At 59.9% G+C, this 19,733-nt stretch carries 16 protein-coding genes; 7 read left to right on the top strand and 9 right to left on the bottom strand.

Annotated features, from left to right (window positions below; genetic code table 11):
* Positions 1-96: 96 nt before the first annotated feature.
* The 3 genes from G5229_RS10590 to G5229_RS10600 all read right to left on the bottom strand — a co-directional run bounded on the left by G5229_RS10590 (position 97) and on the right by G5229_RS10600 (position 3,553).
* Positions 97-1,779 (bottom strand): ArnT family glycosyltransferase, encoded by a 1,683-nt coding sequence (locus G5229_RS10590; protein WP_323913234.1) that lies wholly within the window; start codon positions 1,777-1,779, stop codon positions 97-99.
* On the bottom strand, positions 1,766-3,133 hold the full coding sequence (locus G5229_RS10595) for a UDP-glucose dehydrogenase family protein (protein WP_421209081.1): 1,368 nt from the start codon (positions 3,131-3,133) through the stop codon (positions 1,766-1,768). Before G5229_RS10595 ends, G5229_RS10590 begins: the two co-directional genes overlap by 14 nt.
* Positions 3,134-3,259: 126 nt before the next feature.
* On the bottom strand, positions 3,260-3,553 hold the full coding sequence (locus tag G5229_RS10600) for a hypothetical protein (RefSeq protein WP_421209082.1): 294 nt from the start codon (positions 3,551-3,553) through the stop codon (positions 3,260-3,262).
* Between G5229_RS10600 and arnB the strand changes: the two genes are divergently transcribed.
* The 7 genes from arnB to arnF are packed head-to-tail and all read left to right on the top strand — an operon-like array spanning position 3,535 to position 10,961.
* Positions 3,535-4,671, top strand: coding sequence for a UDP-4-amino-4-deoxy-L-arabinose aminotransferase (arnB, locus tag G5229_RS10605; protein WP_216952254.1), 1,137 nt, complete (start codon positions 3,535-3,537; stop codon positions 4,669-4,671). The genes G5229_RS10600 and arnB overlap by 19 nt on opposite strands.
* A gap of 6 nt (positions 4,672-4,677) precedes the next feature.
* Positions 4,678-5,658, top strand: coding sequence for an undecaprenyl-phosphate 4-deoxy-4-formamido-L-arabinose transferase (gene arnC / locus G5229_RS10610; protein ID WP_421172616.1), 981 nt, complete (start codon positions 4,678-4,680; stop codon positions 5,656-5,658).
* Entirely contained in the window at positions 5,655-7,646 is a 1,992-nt protein-coding gene (gene arnA, locus G5229_RS10615) for a bifunctional UDP-4-amino-4-deoxy-L-arabinose formyltransferase/UDP-glucuronic acid oxidase ArnA (protein ID WP_421209083.1), read from the top strand. Before arnC ends, arnA begins: the two co-directional genes overlap by 4 nt.
* Positions 7,639-8,538, top strand: coding sequence for a 4-deoxy-4-formamido-L-arabinose-phosphoundecaprenol deformylase (gene arnD / locus G5229_RS10620; RefSeq protein WP_421209084.1), 900 nt, complete (start codon positions 7,639-7,641; stop codon positions 8,536-8,538). The genes arnA and arnD overlap by 8 nt, the downstream gene beginning before the upstream one ends.
* 31 nt (positions 8,539-8,569) lie before the next feature.
* Positions 8,570-10,213: a lipid IV(A) 4-amino-4-deoxy-L-arabinosyltransferase gene (gene arnT / locus G5229_RS10625; RefSeq protein WP_421209085.1), complete on the top strand. Its 1,644-nt coding sequence runs from the start codon at positions 8,570-8,572 to the stop codon at positions 10,211-10,213.
* Entirely contained in the window at positions 10,213-10,557 is a 345-nt protein-coding gene (locus tag G5229_RS10630; RefSeq protein ID WP_216952259.1) for an EamA family transporter, read from the top strand. Before arnT ends, G5229_RS10630 begins: the two co-directional genes overlap by 1 nt.
* Positions 10,554-10,961, top strand: a complete 408-nt coding sequence (arnF, locus tag G5229_RS10635) for a 4-amino-4-deoxy-L-arabinose-phosphoundecaprenol flippase subunit ArnF (RefSeq protein ID WP_421209086.1) — start codon at positions 10,554-10,556, stop codon at positions 10,959-10,961. The genes G5229_RS10630 and arnF overlap by 4 nt, the downstream gene beginning before the upstream one ends.
* A 72-nt stretch (positions 10,962-11,033) precedes the next feature.
* On the opposite strand, the gene G5229_RS10640 is transcribed toward arnF, so the two are convergent.
* From G5229_RS10640 to pntA, 6 genes are all read right to left on the bottom strand, one after another.
* The gene (locus G5229_RS10640) at positions 11,034-12,362 is read right to left on the bottom strand and encodes a CoA-disulfide reductase (protein ID WP_421209087.1); all 1,329 of its coding nucleotides are present in this window, start codon (positions 12,360-12,362) and stop codon (positions 11,034-11,036) included.
* Positions 12,363-12,459: 97 nt separating this feature from the next.
* Positions 12,460-13,860 carry an L-cystine transporter gene (locus tag G5229_RS10645; RefSeq protein WP_005341918.1) on the bottom strand — a complete coding sequence of 467 codons (1,401 nt, stop codon included), beginning with the start codon at positions 13,858-13,860 and terminating at the stop codon, positions 12,460-12,462.
* Positions 13,861-13,993: 133 nt separating this feature from the next.
* Positions 13,994-15,280, bottom strand: coding sequence for a serine dehydratase subunit alpha family protein (locus tag G5229_RS10650; protein ID WP_421209088.1), 1,287 nt, complete (start codon positions 15,278-15,280; stop codon positions 13,994-13,996).
* A 279-nt stretch (positions 15,281-15,559) separates the two neighbouring features.
* A complete protein-coding gene (locus G5229_RS10655) occupies positions 15,560-16,336 on the bottom strand; it encodes a substrate-binding periplasmic protein (RefSeq protein WP_421209089.1) in 777 nt (258 codons plus the stop codon).
* A gap of 98 nt (positions 16,337-16,434) precedes the next feature.
* The gene (pntB, locus tag G5229_RS10660) at positions 16,435-17,919 is read right to left on the bottom strand and encodes a Re/Si-specific NAD(P)(+) transhydrogenase subunit beta (protein WP_005339759.1); all 1,485 of its coding nucleotides are present in this window, start codon (positions 17,917-17,919) and stop codon (positions 16,435-16,437) included.
* A gap of 11 nt (positions 17,920-17,930) precedes the next feature.
* On the bottom strand, positions 17,931-19,457 hold the full coding sequence (gene pntA / locus G5229_RS10665; protein ID WP_040070064.1) for a Re/Si-specific NAD(P)(+) transhydrogenase subunit alpha: 1,527 nt from the start codon (positions 19,455-19,457) through the stop codon (positions 17,931-17,933).
* Positions 19,458-19,733 lie beyond the last annotated feature (276 nt).

A 19,733-nucleotide genomic window follows, 5' to 3' on the forward strand; every position in this document is an offset into this window, starting at 1 on the left:
AACCCGCTGTCAGCCCGACGCTAGGCCGGGAAGAGCGGAACCGTCACCACACGGCCATATTACCTCATACAGTGCCCCTGAATGGGAATAGATGGCTCAATGGCACTGTAATCCTGTCACCAGAGTCAGCAGTTGCCCCTTGTCCGAGCGCAGAGCGGTCTGGGCCAGCAACTGATAGGGAATCCCCTCCAGCAGCTTGACCCTCTCCCCGGCCGTACCATTGACCAACACGGCATCAAACCGGGCATCACGACAGGCAACCACATCCCTCACTTTCTCCCTGTCCAGATTCATTACCTGCATCTGCTCATAGGCAGAGAGCAGACCAAGCTCCGTCTCCCCCAATTGCCAGCCGGCGATGCGATCCCGCTTCTCGAGCGGTATTCCCTCAAGCAACCGGGCCATCTTTCCCGATACTCCCTTGGCGGCATCGATCAAGGGGTAAACCAGTGTAAAGGTGAGCAGAAACATGATGGCCACCGAGCTGGCAACATGAGTAGCGCCATGCACCTCCTTGCGCCGCAACAACAGCGCCAGCGCAATCACGAAGAGCATACTGGCGGGGATATAACGCCACCCCAGCTTGCTGGCGACCTGTAGCACGTCTGCCGGAACATGACTGGCCACCGGTAGTGAAGGGCCCAGCAGAGGTAGCCCTATGACCACGACACAGAACAGCAGCATGAAACAGAGCCATCCCCGACCATAGCGAGCCGTCCATCCCGGCCAGTTCAGGCTGACCTGACCCAGCATGATGGCAAATACCGGCAACAACGGAAAAAGATAGAGGGTGCGCTTGGTGGATGAGAGGGTTAACAGCAAAAGGGTGCCCACTGCCCAGCACAACAGAAATAACCTCTCACGACTCCAGCGTCGCTGTTTGATGGTTTGCCAACCCCAATAGAAAATGAATGGCAACCAGGGGATGGTATATTCAGCCATCCCCCATAAATAATAAAGATATGCCCCTTTCTTGATATGGCCGAGTTCGGTCGAGGTGCCTGTCAGGCGGCCTACCTGATTCTGCCAGAACCACTCATTCCATAAAGCATCGCCATCGACATGATTAATTAATTCACGAATCCACGCTGCCACTGGCAATATAAAACAGAGCAGCATCAGCAGATGCTGCCAGATAAATCCTGGCAGTTTTTTGTCGATGGCGGCACATCTTGCAGCGAAGAAGAATAGCGGGAACCAGCCAAAAAAAACTGTCAGTGGCCCAATAGGACCTTTTGCCATAAAACAGCCCGCCAACCCTATTCCGGCCAGTATCGCCATCCACCGACGGCTTACAAGGTAATATTCTGAAAATGCCCAAAGGGTAAATATGACAAAGAAGGCAAGCGCACTGTCCGTTCTAATCCAGTGCGTGTTGATGATAAATCCTTCCATGGTGCCCAGTGCGATCACCGACCAGATCGCGGCCGATCTATTGCCAAGCAGACGATAGGCCAGCAGGCCGGTAAAGAGCAGCATACCCGCCGCCCAGACCACGCCCGCCAACCGCAGGCTATTGGTCACCCCCAGCCAGGATTCAAACCCATCAAGAAACGGCAGAGCGGCCATATAGAAGAGCGGCGGCTTCTCGATAAAGCTGTGCCCGCCAAGGGTCGGTACCACCCAATCGCCATTGCGGTACATCTCGAGTGCAATGGCTGCCTCACGCGGCTCGTCAGGGGTCCAGAGCTGATGGTCAAACTGGCCAAACAGCAGCACCAGCGTAACCAGCAGCAACATCCAGCAGAGCGTGCGCTCCGAAATATCAGCACTCTGCATGGCTCATACCTTCTGTAATGGTCTCCCCACGCCCGATGGCATAGTAGGAAAAGCCCAGCCCCTTCATCTTGAGCGGATCGTAGAGATTGCGACCATCGACGATGAGGGAGTGCGCCAGCATCTTCCTGATCTGGGCAAAATCGGGCGCCTTGAACTCGTTCCACTCGGTACAGATGACCAACGCATCCGCCCCCGCCAGCGCTGCCTCCCTGGTCCCCATCAGCGACAGCTCGGGCTGGCAACCATAGATACGCTGTGCCTCCTTCATCGCCACCGGATCGAAGGCCTGCACCCGGGCCCCCTCCTGCCAGAGCGCCTCCATCAACACCCGGCTCGGCGCTTCGCGCATGTCATCCGTATTGGGCTTGAAGGCGAGTCCCCAGATGGCGATGGTCTTGCCCGCCAGCGACTCGCCTCGCTCGTGAAAGTGGCAGGCCAGGGTGTCGAAGAGCTTGAACTTCTGCCGCTCGTTGACCCGCTCCACCGCACGAATAAGCGGCGTGTCGTAGTCGAGGGCCGCTGCAGTCGCCAGAAATGCCCTCACATCCTTGGGGAAACAGGATCCGCCATAACCACAACCGGGATAGATAAACTGGTAGCCGATGCGCTGGTCGGCACCAATCCCCTGCCGCACCAGCTCGATATCGGCACCGACCCGCTCGGCCAGCCCGGCCATCTCGTTGATAAAGCTGATCTTGGTGGCCAGCATGCAGTTGGCGGCGTACTTGGTCAGCTCGGCACTGCGAACATCCATAAACAGAATGCGGTCGTGATTGCGATTAAATGGCTCATACAACTCGCGCATCACGGCTCTGGAACGCTCCTTGCCGGTGCCGATAACAATGCGATCCGGGCGCTGGCAATCCCTGACGGCCGCCCCCTCTTTCAGAAATTCCGGATTGGAGACCACATCGAATTCAAACTGCTTGCCAAGTTCGGCCTGCTGCTCCCTGACCCAGTAAAACACCTTGTCTGCCGTACCAACCGGCACGGTGGATTTGTTGACGATGATCACCTCATCTGCGCGATGCTGGGCAATCGATCTCGCCACCGCCCTGACGGCGCTCAGATCGGCCGAACCATCCTCATCAGGGGGCGTACCGACGGCGATAAATTGCACGTCACCATGGGTAACCGCCATGGGAATATCCGTGGTGAATGTCAGCGAGCCATTTTGCAATGTCTGGTGTAATAACACATCCAGTCCCGGCTCATATATTGGTAATTCGCCATGGGATAATCTATTTATTTTATCTGCATCGAGATCGATACAAACAACCTGGTGCCCTACATCTGCCAATACAATTGCCTGTACCAGTCCGACATAGCCACTGCCAAACACTGTGATATTCATAACGATTTTTCCATAATGCGTAATGATGGAAACTTTACATCCTTTACTCAATTGCACTACGGGCAATTTGTAACAAGCAATGTCAATTCTGAATGACACCCAACCTGTTGAGCAATAGCAGATGATTTAGGTGGCGACAGTCAAAAAAGTGGCTAAACACCAACCTAAAATAAAGCCAAGCGATTTTTTGTTACGAGATATTTCCATATTAAGCCACGCCATCAAAACGGCAGTAATTGTTACCAAGTGTTGCTGTGCGCTTGAATAAAAACTCGTTATTCGGCTACTTTCAAAATATATCGAGCAATCTCGACACTTTCCCCAGGCATATTTCCAGTGAAAATCAGCAATGCAGATTTTCATCGTCATTTTATTTTTTGCGACATTAAGACCGGAGTCGTATGAAAGACTTTCTGCCATTCTCAAAGCCTGCCATGGGCGAGGCCGAGATCCGTGCCGTCAGCGAGGTGTTGCAATCGGGATGGATCACCACGGGCCCGAAAAATCATGAGCTGGAGCAGCGTTTCTGCGAGACCTTTGGCTGCCAGCATGCGGTCGCGCTTTGCTCCGCGACCGCGGGCATGCATGTCACCCTGATGGCGCTGGGGATTGGCCCGGGTGACGAGGTGATCACGCCCTCCCAGACCTGGGTCTCCACCATCAACATCATCACCCTGCTGGGGGCCACCCCGGTCTTTGTCGATGTGGACAGGGATACTCTGATGGTCAGCGCCGACCAGATAGCGCCGCTCATCACCCCCAACACCCGGGCCATCATCCCGGTCCACTACGCAGGGGCACCGGTCGACCTCGACCCCATCCTCGCCCTGGGTCGCCAGCACGATATTCCAGTCATCGAAGATGCCGCCCATGCAGTCGGCACCCGCTATCGCGCGCGCTGGGTCGGGGAAACCGGCACCGCCATCTTCTCTTTCCACGCCATCAAAAATCTTACCTGTGCCGAGGGAGGAATGCTGGTGACCGATGACCAGGCGCTGGCCGACAAGGCTCGCATGCTGAAATTTCACGGCCTGGGAGTCGATGCCTTCGACCGCATGACGCAGGGACGCAAGCCGCAGGCGGAGGTGATCATGCCGGGCTTCAAATACAACCTGGCCGACATCAACGCCGCCATCGCCCTGGTGCAGCTGGCCCGCCTGCCCGAGCTCAATGCCAAGCGGGTCGAACTGGTGTCTCGCTACCATGAACGTCTGGCCAACCTGCCGCTGGCACCGCTGGCCATCCCCACCTACCCCCATCTGCATGCCTGGCACCTCTTCATGGTGCGGGTCGACCCCGAGCAGTGCGGCCTCGATCGCGATCAGCTGATGCAGGCGCTGCAGGAGCGAGGCATCGGCAGTGGCCTGCATTTTCGCGCCGCCCACACCCAGAAGTACTACCGGGAGCGCTATCCGGATCTTTCGCTACCCAACACAGAGTGGAACTCGTCACGGCTCTGCACCCTGCCCCTCTTCCCCGACATGACGCTCTCCGACGTGGATCGGGTTGTGGCAGCCCTGACCGACATACTGGAGTAACAATACGTGAACCATAACGACATCAAACGGGTCTCAGTCATCATCCCCGTCTACAACGAGGAGGCGAGCCTGCCGGAACTGCTGCAACGGGTGACCGACACCTGCGAGCAGCTGAGCCAGGATTACGAAGTGATCCTGATCGACGACGGCAGCAACGACCGATCCGCCACCATCATCAGCGAAGCCGCCAATCGCGAAGGGAGCAAGCTGGTCGCCGTGCTGCTCAACCGCAACTATGGCCAGCATGCCGCCATCATGGCCGGCTTCGAGACGGCAACAGGGGATCTGGTGATCACCCTGGATGCCGATCTGCAGAACCCGCCGGAAGAGATCCCGCGGCTGGTCGCCACCGCTATGGAAGGGTATGACGTGGTCGGCACCATCCGCCGCAACCGGCAGGATTCATGGTTTCGCAAGACAGCCTCACGCTTTATCAACAAGTCGGTACAGCGGGCCACCGGCGTCCAGATGAGCGACTACGGCTGCATGCTGCGTGCCTATCGCCGCCACATCATCGACGCCATGCTCTGCTGTCAGGAGCGCAGCACCTTCATCCCCATCCTGGCCAACAGCTTTGCCCGCCGCACCACCGAGCTGGAGGTGGGCCACGCCGAGCGGGCCCACGGCGAATCCAAATATGGCCTGATGCACCTTATCAACCTGATGTACGACCTGGTCACCTGCATGACCACGGCCCCGCTGCGCCTGCTCAGCATCGTTGGCAGCCTGGTGGCGGGGATCGGCTTCACCTTCTCGATCCTGCTGCTGCTGCTGCGTCTGTTACTGGGCGCCGACTGGGCAGCAGATGGCGTCTTCACCCTGTTTGCCATTCTCTTCACCTTTGTCGGCGTACAGCTGATCGGGATGGGGCTGCTGGGTGAGTACATAGGCCGCATGTATACCGATGTGCGCGCCCGCCCCCGCTACTTCATTCACCAAATCGTTCGCTCCACACCGGATGCTTCGCAACAGGAAACTCAATCATGAACGTTGTCGTCTTTGCCTATCACGATATCGGCTGCACCGGTATCGAGTCCCTGCTTCAGGCCGGTTATCAGATCCAGGCGGTCTTCACCCACGCCGATGATCCGGGCGAGAACCGCTTCTTCGGTTCGGTGGCCCAGCTCTGCGCCGAACATGACCTGCCGGTCTACTCTCCCGAAGACGTGAACCACCCGCTCTGGGTCGAGCGTATCCGCGAACTGGCGCCCGAGGCCATCTTCTCCTTCTACTACCGCAACCTGCTCAAGCAGGAACTCCTCGATATCCCGACCGTCGGGGCCTTCAATCTGCATGGATCCCTGCTGCCTGCCTATCGTGGCCGGGCGCCCATCAACTGGTGTCTGGTCAACGGCGAACGCGAAACCGGCATGACCCTGCACCGGATGACAGCCCGTGCCGATGCCGGCGATATCCTTGCCCAACAGGCAGTAACCATTGCCCACGATGACACCGCGCTGACCCTGCATGGCAAGATGCGCCAGGCAGCCCGCGCCCTGCTGGAAGGGGAGCTGGTCAAACTCAAGCGCGGTGACGCCACCTTCACCCCGCAGGACGAGAGCAAGGCAAGCTACTATGGTCGCCGCACCCCGGCCGATGGCGAGCTGCGCTGGGATAAGCCCGCCAGGGATCTCTATAACCTGGTACGTGCCGTTACCCAGCCCTACCCGGGAGCCTTCAGCTTCGCCGGTGATCGCAAGCTGACGGTCTGGCAGGCAAAGCCGCTGGCGATCCAGAGCGACCAGCAGCCGGGCACCATTCTCTCCCACGACCCGCTGCAGGTGGCCTGTGGTGAAGGGGTGCTGGAGATCCTGACAGGCCAGGCCGAAGGAGGGCTCTATGTACGCGGCGCCCAACTTGCCCGCGAGCTGGGGCTGATGGAAGGGATGAAGATCGGCGACAAGGCGAGCAAGGCCATGCGCAAGGCACGGCTGACCCGGGTGTTGATCCTCGGCGTCAACGGCTTTATCGGCAACCACCTCACCGAGCGTCTGCTCAAGGATGGCGGCTACGAGGTCTATGGCCTCGATATTGGCTCCAGCGCAGTGGAACGCTTCATCGGCCACCCCCACTTCCACTTCGTGGAGGGGGACATCAGCATCCACACCGAATGGATCGAGTACCACATCAAGAAGTGCGACGTGATCCTGCCGCTGGTGGCCATCGCCACCCCCATCGAGTACACCCGCAACCCGCTGCGGGTGTTCGAACTCGACTTTGAAGAGAACCTCAAGATCGTCCGCTACTGCGTCAAGTACCACAAGCGCATCATCTTCCCCTCCACCTCCGAGGTGTACGGGATGTGCGACGACCACAGCTTCGACGAAGATGAATCCCGCCTCATCGTCGGCCCCATCAACAAACAGCGCTGGATCTACTCGGTCTCCAAGCAGCTGCTGGATAGGGTGATCTGGGCCTACGGCAAAAAAGAGGGGCTCAACTTCACACTGTTCCGTCCCTTCAACTGGATGGGACCACGCCTCGACAGCCTGGACTCTGCCCGCATCGGCAGTTCCCGCGCCATCACCCAACTGATCCTCAATCTGGTGGACGGCACCCCGATCCAGCTGGTGGATGGCGGCGCCCAGAAACGCTGCTTCACCGATATCGAGGATGGCATTGAAGCCCTGTTCCGCATCGTCGAAAACAGGGGCAATCGCTGCAACGGCCAGATCATCAACATCGGCAACCCGGATAACGAGGCGAGCATTCGCGAGATGGCCGAGGTGCTGCTCGCCAAGTTCGAGGCCCACCCGTTGCGCCACCACTTCCCGCCATTTGCCGGCTTCAATCTGGTGGAGAGCAAGTCCTTCTACGGCGACGGCTATCAGGATGTCTCCCACCGCCGCCCGAGCATCCGTAATGCCCGCAAGCTGATCGACTGGGAACCGACCATCGAGATGGAAGAGACCATCGGCAAGACGCTGGACTTCTTCCTGCAGGGGGCGGTCACGACGGGAGTCGAGCATGACTGAAGTGGGTCTGCGGATCGACGTCGATACCTTCAGGGGAACCCGTGACGGGGTTCCCCGCTTGCTGCAACTGCTCGACAAGCATCAGGTGAAGGGGAGTTTCTTCTTCTCGGTTGGTCCGGACAACATGGGGCGCCACCTGTGGCGCCTGCTAAAACCCCGCTTCCTGCTCAAGATGCTGCGTTCCAACGCCGCATCCCTCTATGGGCTCGATATCCTGCTGGCTGGCACCGCTTGGCCCGGCAAGTCCATCGGCAGAGAGCTGGGTTCCCTGATGCGCGACACCGATAAGGCGCACCATGAGGTGGGGCTGCATGCCTGGGATCACCACGGCTGGCAGGCCAATACCGGTCGCTGGGACGAAGCCGAACTGATCCGCCAGACCCGGCTCGGAGTCGATGCCCTTAGCGAGATCCTGGGGCGCGAAGTGGATTGCTCCGCCGCCGCCGGCTGGCGAGCCGATCCCCTCACCACCCAGGCCAAGGAGCAGTTCGGCTTTCGCTACAACAGTGACTGCCGTGGCTGCGGCCTGTTCCGTCCCATTCTGGAGGATGGTCGGCCCGGCACCCCGCAGATCCCGGTCAACCTGCCCACCTTTGACGAGGTGATTGGCAGCCAGGTGACGGCCGAGCGCTTCAACCACTTCCTGCTGGAGCAGCTGACTGCGGCACCGCAACCGGGCCCCCATGTCTACACCATCCACGCCGAGGTGGAAGGGATCGTCATGGCCGAGCAGTTCGATCTCCTGCTCGATGAAGCCAGGTCGCGCGGCATCCGCTTCATCCCCCTTGGCAACCTGCTCCCCCCCGACCCAGCCCTCTTGCCGACCGGCCATCTGCTGCGCGGCTCCTTGCCAGGACGCGAAGGGTGGCTCGGTTGCAAGATGACGCCATGAACCCGCTCGCCAGATTGCAACAGAGAATCTCATGAAGATGACCCGATGGGCCTTGCCCCTTTTCTTCCTCGCCTTTTACCTGCTGCTGCTCAACCAGCGGATGCTGTGGAGCCCGGACGAAAACCGTTACGCCGAGATCAGTCGGGAGATGATCACCACGGGTGACTGGGTGGTGCCCCACTTCCTTGGCCTGCGCTACTTCGAGAAACCTATCGCCGGTTACTGGTTCAACAGCCTCAGCCAGCTGCTGTTTGGCGAGAGCAACTTTGCGGTCCGCTTCGCCTCGGCCGCAGCCACCGGCCTGAGCTCCCTGCTGATCTTCTGGTTCGCTCTGCAGCTGTGGCAGTGCCGGCGTACAGCGTGGTTCGCCAGCCTGATCTATCTCTCGACCCTGATCGTCTACGGCATCGGCACCTACAGCGTGCTGGATGCCATGGTCACCCTCTGGCTCAATGCCGCCATGGTGAGCTTCTACCTCATCCGGCAAGAAGGGCCGCCCGGTCGCAGAGTGGCAGGCTATCTGCTGTTCGGCCTCGCCTGTGGCATGGGCTTTCTCACCAAAGGCTTTATCGCACTAGCGGTACCCGTGGTAGCCATCATGCCCTACGCCATCTATCAGCGCCGCCTGCGCGAGCTGGTATGTTTCGGGCCGCTGGCCATCCTTAGCGCGGCTCTGCTGGTCGCCCCCTGGGCCATCGCCGTACACCTGCGCGAGCCGGACTACTGGCACTACTTCTTCTGGATTGAGCACATCCAGCGCTTCGCCTCGGAAGATGCGCAGCACAAGGCGCCATTCTGGTACTACCTGCCGATGGGGCTGCTCGGCACCCTGCCCTGGCTCGGCCTGCTGCCGGGGGCACTGAAGCAAGGATGGCAAGCGCGCAAGAACAGCCCGGAAACCCTCTATCTGTTGGCCTGGGTGGTGTTGCCGCTGCTCTTCTTCAGCATTGCCAAAGGCAAGCTGCTCACCTATATCCTGCCCTGTTTCGCCCCGCTGGCCATGCTGATGGCCACCAGCGCCGTGGACAAAATCAAGGAAGGTAAAGAGCGGGCCTTCAAACTCAACGCCTGGCTGAACGGCCTGTTCGGCCTCATCGGACTGGTAGTGCTGACCGTGCTGGCTTTATCCCGCGACCAAGCCATCTACGGTGAAGAGGATCACGGGGCACTGTCGGTGGCCATGGCCATCTTTATCGGCTGGTCCCTGCTCGGACTCATCCAGTTGCAGGCGGTCAGTCGCCGCTGGGTCCTGAGCGCGCTCTGCCCCATGATACTGGCCATCGGCCTGCCCTGGGCGCTGCCGCAATCACTGATCGACTCAAAGCTGCCAGAGCGTTTCATCGAGACCAATCAGGCCGTGCTGCAGGGTTCAGAGACTCTGCTGGCCAGCGATCCGGGACTGGCATCCGCTCTCGCCCGGAGCACACGGCGCGGCGAGATCATGCTGTTCGACGACAAAGGAGAGCTAGCTTACGGCCTGGGCTATCCGGATGCCAAGGGCCGCTATGTTGCCCGTGCAGAGTTCCCGAGATGGTTGGCACAAGCGCGCGAGAAGGGGCAAGTTGCCCTGCTGATGAAGACCGATCACGACGGAGAGACCGGCCCTCTGCCCCCTGCCGACGAGACCCTCGTCAGCCACCGGCTGACCCTGCTCATCTACCATGGAGTACGCTGATGGATATAGTGCTGCTATTACTGGTGTGCCTGCTGACCAGCAGCGGCCAGATGCTGCAAAAGCAGGCCGTTATCTGCTGGCAGCGTAACCCCTGTAACCACCTGCAAAAGCTGCGTTCCCCCTGGCTTGTTGCCAGCGTGGCAGCACTTGGCAGTGGCATGCTGCTCTGGATTTATCTGTTGCAACGACTGCCGCTGAGCATGGCCTACCCCATGCTCAGCATTAATCTGGTGCTGGTGCTGCTCGGCTCACGCCTCTTTTTCCACGAGCCGGTGAGCAGCCACAACTGGCTGGGGGCTGCCACCATCATCGTCGGCGCCCTGCTGCTGGGAGGCCTGCGATGAAGGGCTATCTCTACGTGTTAGGCAGCATAGTGCTGGTGACGGTGGCGCAGCTCTGCATGAAGTGGGGGGCGATAAGCCTCCCTGAGTGGCAAGCCGATCCCGCCGTGATGCTGGCTCACCCCCTGCCACTCCTCACCATCGTCATCGGCATCCTCTGCTACGGGCTATCGCTGCTCTGCTGGCTGGCCGCGCTGCACTCCACACCGCTCAATATCGCCTACCCACTGCTCAGCACCAGTTACGGGCTGGTCTATCTGCTGGCGGTGAGCATGCCGGTCTTTGCCGAACCGCTGGTGGCAAGCAAGGCGGCAGGTGTTGCGCTTATCTTCTTCGGCGCCGTGCTGGTCGGCAGCAAACCGGCGACAGGCAAGCCGGAGCGGCAAGATCCCCCTGCCAATCCTTGAGGCAGCTTTAAACAAAAAGAAGAGGCGGCACTCTGTGCCGCCTCTTCTCATTTTCCGCCTGACCAGCGCCTGTTACTTCGCGACGTTGCCCGCCACGTTCAGGGCATCCCAGGTGCGGGAGAAGGGGGGCGCGTAGGCAAAGTCCAGCATGCCTAGCTGCTCGGTGGTCACCCCCATGGTGATGGCAACCGCCAGCGCGTCGATGCGGTGTACCGCCCCCTTGCGACCGAGGATCTGGCCGCCCAGCAGCCGCTTGCTGCCCGCCTCGTAGACCAGCTTGACGTGAATGTCGGACTGACCCGGGCAGTAGTTGGTGTGGCACTTGTCCTTGATCACCACGGTGCGATAGTCGATCCCCATCGCCCTGGCTTCCTGCTCGGAAAGACCGGTACGGCCCGCCTCCAGCCCCAACACCTTGAGCGCGGCAGAGCCGAGGGTGCCCGGGAACGTCTGCTCGGCCCCGGCCAGGTTTTCACCCACCATACGACCCAGCTTGTTGGCAATGGTGGCGAGCGGTACATAGACCTGCTGCTGCTTCACGCTGTGCCAGACGCTGGCACAGTCACCGGCCGACCAGACGTTGGCCAGCGAGCTGCGTCCCTGACGATCCACCTTGATGGCGCCGTTGCCGAGCCGCTCGATGCCGGTATCGGCCAGAAACTCGGTGTTGGGCTTCACCCCGGTGCAGACCACCACGATATCGGCCTCGTACTCGCCCTGGCTGGTTCGCACGCCGGTCACCCGGCCATCCCCCAGCAGCGCTTCGACCCGCTCACCAAGATGGAGAGAGACCCCCTGCTCGCGCAGTTCGGTTTCGATGTGCTGGGTGATCTCGCCATCAAACGCGTCGGGGATGACCCGATCCGCCAGCTCGATAAGACGCACCTCCTTGCCCTGATGGACCAGCGCCTCGACCACTTCCAGCCCGATAAAGCCGGAACCAATCACCACGGCGCGGCGATTATTCTTGTCTTGCACCGCAGCTTTGAGCGCCAGCCCGTCGGCCATCCGGCGCAGACCGAATACCCCTTGCTGCTGCAAACCGGGGATGGGGGGCATCACTTCGCGGGCGCCGGTGGCGATCATCAGGCGATCGTAGCGATCGGTGAAGGTGTCGCCGTTATGCTCCACCACCAGAGTCTGGGCAGTTGCATCGATGCTCAGCACCCGATGGCCAATCTTGACCTCTATCCCCTTGGCGGCGAACTGCTCGGGGGTGAACTCGGCCATGTAGCCGGGCTCCTGAAACTCGTCACCGACGAAGTAAGGCAGGCCGCAGGCACCGAAAGAGATCACCTCGGAGGTCTCATACACCACGATTTCGGCCTCTTTGGCCAGACGGCGTGCCTTGGCCGCCGCGCTCATACCGGCGGCTTCGCCACCGATGATCAGAATTCTCATTGTTTTTCCTCTCAATGGCGCAGGGAGGGCATGCCCTCCCTGCGGTCTATGACGGGAAAGGGTCGCCCCTTTCCACAGGCAGATCAACCGACGCAAATCAGACGGTGGACTCTTCGCCGTCCAGACTCACTTCGTGATCGCTGTTGAACACATGCATGTCGGTCTCGCCCATCAGGCGGCTGGTGACCGTCCCTGCGGTGATGGAGCCGGAGACGTTGAGCGCGGTACGGCCCATGTCGATCAGCGGCTCGATGGAGATGAGCAGACCGGCCAGCGCCACCGGGAAGTCCAGCGCGGAGAGCACGATCAGCGCGGCAAAGGTAGCGCCACCGCCAATCCCGGCCACCCCGAAGGAGCTGACGGTGATGATGGCGATCAGGGTCATGATAAAGCCGGGATCCATCGGGTTGACCCCGACGGTCGGGGCAATCATCACGGCCAGCATGGCCGGATAGATACCGGCACAGCCGTTCTGGCCGATGGTGGAACCGAAGGAGGCGGCGAAGTTGGCGATCCCCTCAGGAATACCCAGCGACTTGGTCTGGGTTTGCACGTTCATCGGGATGGATCCCGCACTGGTGCGCGAGGTGAAGGCAAACGCCAGCACCGGAGTGATCTTCTTGAGGAAGCGCAGCGGGTTGATGCCGACCATGCTCACCAGCAGCAGGTGCACGACAAACATGATGGCGATGGCGCCGTAAGAGGCCATCACAAAGCTGAGCAGGTTGAGAATATCCGCATAGTTGGAGCCGGAGACCACCTTGGTCATCAGCGCCAGTACGCCAAACGGGGTCAGGCGCAGCACCAGAGTCACCATCCGCATCACGATGGCATGAGCCACGGCCACGAAGTGGCTGAAGCTGGCGAAGATCTCCGGCTTCTTGCGGGCGATGCCGGTAGCGGAAAGGCCGATGAAGATGGAGAAGATCACCACGGCGATGGTGGAGGTCTTGCGCGCCCCGGTCATGTCGAGGAAGGGGTTGGCCGGAATGAACTCCAGCATCATCTTGGCGAACGACATGCTCTCGACGCTACCGAGGGTGGTCTGCAGCGCAGCGCCACGGGCGCTCTCGGCGGCACCGGAGGTGAGCCCTTCAGCGGTCAGGCCAAACAGGTTGGACATCAGGATGCCTGCCCCGGCGGCGATGGCGGTGGTGAAGATCAGCACGCCTATGGTCATGGCACTGATCTTGCCCAGCGCGGTGCCGCCATTGAGCTTCAAGATAGCGCTGATGATGGAGACCATGATGAGCGGGATGATGATCATCTGCAGCAGCTTCACATAGCCGCTACCCACGATATCCAGATAGTCGATGGTCTGAACAATGACGGGCGAACCTGCACCGTAAAGCAGTTGCAACGCGGCGCCGAACAGAATACCGAGCCCCAGACCGGCAAATACCCGGCGGGTGAAGCTCACATGTTTTTCCTGTAACCGGTAGAGAAAGAACAGCAAGATGGCGGCGATGGCCAGATTGCCGATAACGCTAAATGTCATGGTATGACTCCCCAAAAAGCGGGCTTGGGCCCGAGAAACAAGAGCAAGCGCCATGCTTGCCCTGGCAACCGTGTCAGACGGTCTGCGCCGTCGTGACAAGAACAAGGGGGTCTATCGCCCCCTTGTCACAGATTCACTGCTTCTGCTGTTTCGCTCGCATGATGTTGATGATTTCAATGTCGGTATCCAGCATCCCCTCTTTGGAGAGGCGGCCCAGATTGGCGATGGTCTGGTCCACATCATCGGAAACGATCCCCTCGCTCTGGGGGACATGCAGGTTGTTGATGGCCATCAGCGAAGACTTTACCGCCGCCGAGGTGGAAGTGGAGACCTTCATGGAGCAGGCGCTGCCCGCGCCGTCGCAGATGATGCCGGAGACATCGCCAATCATGTTGTTGATGCAGTGGCTGATCTGCTGATACTGGCCGCCCAGCAGCCAGGTGATGGCGGCACCAGATCCCATCGCGGCGGTACTGGCGGCACAGAGGGCCGACAGCTTGTTCTGATAGGTCTTGATGTAGATGGCCACCAGATGGCTCATCACCAGTGCCCGGGTCAGCTGCTCGTCGCTCGCCTTGAGGAAGCGGGCAGCCGCAACCACCGGCATGGTGGCGGCAATGCCCTGATTGCCGGAACCGGAGTTGGACATGGCGGGCAGCATGGCGCCATCCATCCGCGCATCGGAGGCAGCGGAGGAGAGGCGCATCGCCAGGGTCATCAGGTCATCGGAGAGCAGCTTGCGCTCCACCTGCTCGGTGAGGATCTTGCCGATCTTCAGGCCGTAACCCTGCAACCCTTCGTCCGCCAGCGCCTGATTCATGGTGGCGGCCTCGCGGATAAAGTCGATCTCCGCCAGCGGCACTTCCAATGCAAAATCGACGATCTCCCGCAGGGTCATGGCCGGTTTGGCGGATTTGGCTGGCTGGATCTGCACGCCGGGGGCACTGGCCTGCTCCATCAGAACCTCGCCATCCTTCTCCATCAGGATGATGCGAGTGTGGTCGGTACAGATCACCACCCGGGCACTGTGCCCTTCAACTTCGGCCAGCACCTCGGCGTAGAGCACGTCCGGCACATCCTTCACATCCACCTTGATGACCGGCAGCAACGTCTTGGCCGCTTCCACCTGTTCTGGTGTAAGGGTCTTGAGCACCTCCAGCCCGGCATCGGGGTTGCCCCCTGTGATGCCGACCGCAGCGGCCACCGGCAGACCGATCATGCCGGTGCCCGGCACCCCGACGCCCATGCCGTTCTTGAACAGATTGCCACTGACCCAGACGCTGATGCGGGTCGGGGTCTCCCCCAGCAGCTTGCGGCAGTTGGCCGCTGCCAGCGCCACCGACATCGGCTCGGTACAGCCCAGGGCCGGCACCACTTCACGCTTGAGCAGGGTAATAAAGTCGGTCCATTGTGGTTTCATCTGTGCATTCTCATCTTGGTGGCGCAATGCCTGTCATCGCCACAGGCAACAGCATGGCAAAAAAGGGTGACACGGGATCAACATCAAGCAGGAGCGCGTCGCCAAGGCGTCGCGAGAGAGGTGGCCGTCTGATGACTGCCCCATGCAAATCAACTTAATTTGATTCTAATATCAATAAAATCAAATTAAGTTGCGCAACATCGCTTTTTTAGCGCCATTATGCCCGTCTTTTAACAAAGCGCGACAATTTGTGATGCAACGCACAGACGATGGAGTCACCTAGAGATGATAGCGGGCCAGCAGCTGCTGGTAGGCCGGGGTCTGCTTGAACTGTTTCAAGGCGGCCGAGAAGCGCCTCGCCAACTGGTCATGGCCGGGCTTGTGGGTAAATCCGAGAAAGTTGCGGTTATCGTCGGTCAGCAGGCGGCGACCATTGACCACCTGATCCTGCAGCCCCTGGGTACGCAGCAGATAACGACCAACTTGTTCATTGAGCACGACACCATCCAGTCGGCCGGCCATCATCAGATGCAACTGCTTGACCATCTTGCCATCGCCCGTCATGGCGACCCTGATCACCCCTTCATCGGCCAGAAAATCGGGGCTGTAGGCATAGTCGGCCTGAATGCCGATCCGCAACCCCTTGAGGTCGGATAATTGCTCGAATTTCACCGGACGATCCACCGGATAGAAGAGCACTTCGCCACTACGAGAGAGCGGCTCTTCGGGATAGTGGAGCCACTCTTGGCGATCCTTGTTATAGAAGACGTCGAGTACCGCATCCCCCTGCCCGAGGCGGGCCTGTTGCAACACCCGCTTCCATGGCAGCACCTTCACCTCGGTGCGATAGCCGAGCTGCTGCAGCACGGTGCGAGCCAGCTCGAGATCTGCGCCCACCAGCTCCCCCTTGTCGCTGTGCATCACATAGGGGGGCCACAGTTCTGTCAATATGGTCAGGGTCGGCTTGTCATGAGCCATAGCCATGCCACCGATGAGAAGAGATGCCAGCAGCCAGCCGTACAACCCGATCCTTCGCCAACCCTGACACCACATCATGGAGATCCCTCATGGTCCGTATGGATTGAGGATATACAAGGGATGAGCAATAAAAAAGGAGGCCGAAGCCTCCTTGCTATTCACTCTCTGAATGGCGCTTACAGTGCTTTCAGGATTGCCTCGACGCTGGCCTTGGCATCGCCAAACAGCATCTGGGTATTTTCCTTGAAGAACAGCGGGTTCTGGACACCGGCGTAGCCAGTGTTCATGGAACGCTTGAAGCCGATGACGTTCTGCGCTTTCCACACTTCCAGCACCGGCATACCGGCGATCGGGCTGCCCGGATCTTCCATCGCAGCCGGGTTGACGGTGTCGTTGGCACCGATCACCAGCACGGTATCGGTATCGGCGAAGTCGTCGTTGATCTCGTCCATTTCCAGCACGATGTCATACGGGACCTTCGCTTCCGCCAGCAGCACGTTCATGTGGCCAGGCAGACGACCGGCAACCGGGTGGATACCGAAGCGCACCTTGACGCCACGATCACGCAGCTTCTGGGTGATTTCAGCCACCGGATACTGGGCCTGCGCCACCGCCATGCCGTAGCCCGGGGTGATGATGACGGAGCTGGAGTTCTTCAGCAGGTCAGCCACTTCCTCGGCGCTGGTTTCGCGGTATTCGCCCATCTCCTGATCAGCCGTAGAGGCTACGCCGTCGGAGCCGAAGCCACCGGCGATCACGGAGATGAAGGAGCGGTTCATCGCCTTGCACATGATGTAGGAGAGGATCGCACCGGAGGAACCCACCAGGGCACCGGTGACGATCAGCAGGTCGTTGGAGAGCATGAAGCCCGCCGCCGCTGCCGCCCAACCGGAGTAGGAGTTCAGCATGGAGACCACCACCGGCATGTCTGCGCCACCGATGGAGGCAACCAGATGCCAGCCGAAGGCGAAGGCGATCAGGGTCATCACCAGCAGAGCGAAGGTGGAGCCACCGGCGTTGACGAAGTAGACCATCAGGGCCAAAGAGGCGACCACGGCCAGCAGGTTCAGCTTGTGGCGGTGCGGCAGCATCAGCGGCTTGGAGGAGATCAGACCGCGCAGTTTGCCGAAGGCAACCACGGAACCGGTAAAGGTTACGGCACCGATGAAGACGCCCAGGAAGATCTCGACCAGATGGATGTTCAGCATGGCGCCGGTCAGGTGCTCGACCTGAGCAACGCTGTTGGCCTGCTCGAACGCCGCACGGGCGGCTGCCAGGGTGGCATCCAGATTGGAACCGACGGAGACGACCACCTCAGCAGGTGCAGAGGGGTGCAGATCGATGAAGCTGTTGAAGCCCACCAGCACTGCCGCCATACCCACGAAGCTGTGCAGCACGGCCACCAGCTCGGGCATCTCGGTCATTTCGACCTTGAGCGCCAGACGCACGCCGATGGCACCGCCGATCACCATGGCCAGAATGATCCAGTGAACGCCACTGGTCTCCGGGTTGAATACGGTGGCGAGCAGGGCGATAGCCATACCCGCGATACCGAACAGGTTGCCATGCTTGGCCGTTTCTTGCTTCGACAGTCCCGCGAGACTGAGGATGAAGAGCACGGCGGCAACGATATAGGATGCTGTTACCAGTCCTTGAGACACGTTAAACCCCCTTAATCCTTACGGAACATCTTCAGCATGCGCTGAGTGACGGTGAAACCGCCGAAGATGTTGATACTGGCAATCAGCACGGCGATGAACGCCAGCGCGGTGACCAGGGTCGACCCTTGCCCGATCTGCAGCAGGGCACCGACCACGATAATGCCGGAGATGGCATTGGTGACCGACATCAGCGGCGTGTGCAGGGCGTGAGAGACGTTCCACACCACGTAGTAACCGACCACACAGGCCAGGATGAATACGGTGAAGTGGGAGAGGAAGGCTGCCGGGGCAACGGAGGCGATCCAGCCGAAGGCGGCGATGCCGAGGGCACCGAACACGAACTTCTTGTTGGAAGGCTTGGCCTCTTCCTTCTTGGCGGCCGGTTTGGCGGCGGCCGGTTTCTGCGGGGCGGCAGAGACGGAGATGGCGGGCGGCGGGAAGGTCACTTCACCGGCCTGGATCACCGTCATGTTGCGCTGAACCACGTCTTCGAAGTCGATGGCAACGTTGCCGTCCTTCTCCTTGCACATCAGCTTCATCAGGTTGACCAGGTTGGTACCGTAGAGCTGGGAGGATTGGGCAGGCAGACGGCCCGGCAGATCGGTGTAACCGATCACCTTGACACCGTTGGCGGTGACATGCAGTTCACCAGGCACTGTGTATTCACAGTTGCCGCCAGCCTGAGCTGCCATGTCCACGATGACGGAGCCCGGCTTCATGCTGTCGACCATCTCTTTGGTGATCAGCTTGGGAGCAGGCTTGCCCGGGATCAGGGCGGTGGTGATGATGATATCCACCTCTTTGGCCTGCTGGGCGAACAGCTCCATCTCGGCCTTGATGAACTCATCGGACATGACTTTGGCGTAACCATCGCTGGATGCACCGTCTTCGCCACCGAAGTCCAGCTTGAGGAATTCCCCACCCATGGATTCGATCTGCTCGGCCACTTCCAGACGGGTATCGAACGCACGCACGATGGCACCGAGGGAACCGGCCGTACCGATGGCGGCCAGACCGGCTACGCCGGCACCGATCACCAGTACCTTGGCAGGCGGCACTTTACCGGCTGCGGTGATTTGACCGGTGAAGAAGCGACCGAACTGGTGCGCAGCTTCAACCACGGCGCGATAGCCACCGATGTTGGCCATGGAAGAGAGGGCATCGAGGGACTGGGCACGGGAGATCCGCGGCACCATATCCATCGCCATCACATTGATGTTGCGCTCGGACAGCTTCTTGACCAGCTCAGGGTTCTGGGCAGGCCAGATGAAGCTCACCAGAGTGGCGCCATCTTTAATTTGTGCGATCTCGGCATCGGTCGGCGCATTGACCTTGAAGATAAGGTCGGCTTGCCAGACATTCGGCACCACGCTGGCACCGGCAGCCTCGAAGGCGGCATCATCGAAGCTGGCCGACAGGCCTGCGCCGGTCTCGATGGCGACCTCGAAGCCGAGCTTTTTCAGCTGCTCGACGGTAGCCGGGGTCGCTGCGACCCGGGTCTCACCGGCGAGACTCTCTCTCGGTATTCCAATCTGCATGACTATTCCCTGATGGTTAATAAACAATCGCTGCCCAGTGTCTCACTTCTGACGAAACAAGACATGACCAAAGTGCAGGTCCAGGGCTCTTTGTTATGAAAATCAGTAGGCTTTACCTCAACCTCCTGTCATGGTCAGGCCCCCGCTTTTCAGGCGCGAAGGTGATTAGTATCAAATTTTGGAGTTTTATTACAACCGCAGTCCCGACGGCACTCGTACAGAATTCAGCCCATCCCTGGCTACGATTAAAAAAAACAAACCAAATTAGAGGCTTAT

It is taken from the genome of Aeromonas sp. 602396, assembly GCF_049173735.1.
GTDB lineage: Bacteria > Pseudomonadota > Gammaproteobacteria > Enterobacterales > Aeromonadaceae > Aeromonas > Aeromonas veronii_A.

What these genes read in the sequence shown, in the direction of transcription:
- G5229_RS10655 (WP_421209089.1), bottom strand. Translation starts at nt 16,336, where the DNA reads ATGATGTGGTGTCAGGGTTGGCGAAGGATCGGGTTGTACGGCTGGCTG.
- arnB (WP_216952254.1), top strand. Translation starts at nt 3,535, where the DNA reads ATGAAAGACTTTCTGCCATTCTCAAAGCCTGCCATGGGCGAGGCCGAG.
- G5229_RS10590 (WP_323913234.1), bottom strand. Translation starts at nt 1,779, where the DNA reads ATGCAGAGTGCTGATATTTCGGAGCGCACGCTCTGCTGGATGTTGCTG.
- arnF (WP_421209086.1), top strand. Translation starts at nt 10,554, where the DNA reads ATGAAGGGCTATCTCTACGTGTTAGGCAGCATAGTGCTGGTGACGGTG.
- pntA (WP_040070064.1), bottom strand. Translation starts at nt 19,457, where the DNA reads ATGCAGATTGGAATACCGAGAGAGAGTCTCGCCGGTGAGACCCGGGTC.
- G5229_RS10645 (WP_005341918.1), bottom strand. Translation starts at nt 13,860, where the DNA reads ATGACATTTAGCGTTATCGGCAATCTGGCCATCGCCGCCATCTTGCTG.
- G5229_RS10595 (WP_421209081.1), bottom strand. Translation starts at nt 3,133, where the DNA reads ATGAATATCACAGTGTTTGGCAGTGGCTATGTCGGACTGGTACAGGCA.
- G5229_RS10600 (WP_421209082.1), bottom strand. Translation starts at nt 3,553, where the DNA reads ATGGCAGAAAGTCTTTCATACGACTCCGGTCTTAATGTCGCAAAAAAT.
- G5229_RS10650 (WP_421209088.1), bottom strand. Translation starts at nt 15,280, where the DNA reads ATGAAACCACAATGGACCGACTTTATTACCCTGCTCAAGCGTGAAGTG.
- arnA (WP_421209083.1), top strand. Translation starts at nt 5,655, where the DNA reads ATGAACGTTGTCGTCTTTGCCTATCACGATATCGGCTGCACCGGTATC.
- arnT (WP_421209085.1), top strand. Translation starts at nt 8,570, where the DNA reads ATGAAGATGACCCGATGGGCCTTGCCCCTTTTCTTCCTCGCCTTTTAC.
- G5229_RS10640 (WP_421209087.1), bottom strand. Translation starts at nt 12,362, where the DNA reads ATGAGAATTCTGATCATCGGTGGCGAAGCCGCCGGTATGAGCGCGGCG.
- G5229_RS10630 (WP_216952259.1), top strand. Translation starts at nt 10,213, where the DNA reads ATGGATATAGTGCTGCTATTACTGGTGTGCCTGCTGACCAGCAGCGGC.
- arnD (WP_421209084.1), top strand. Translation starts at nt 7,639, where the DNA reads ATGACTGAAGTGGGTCTGCGGATCGACGTCGATACCTTCAGGGGAACC.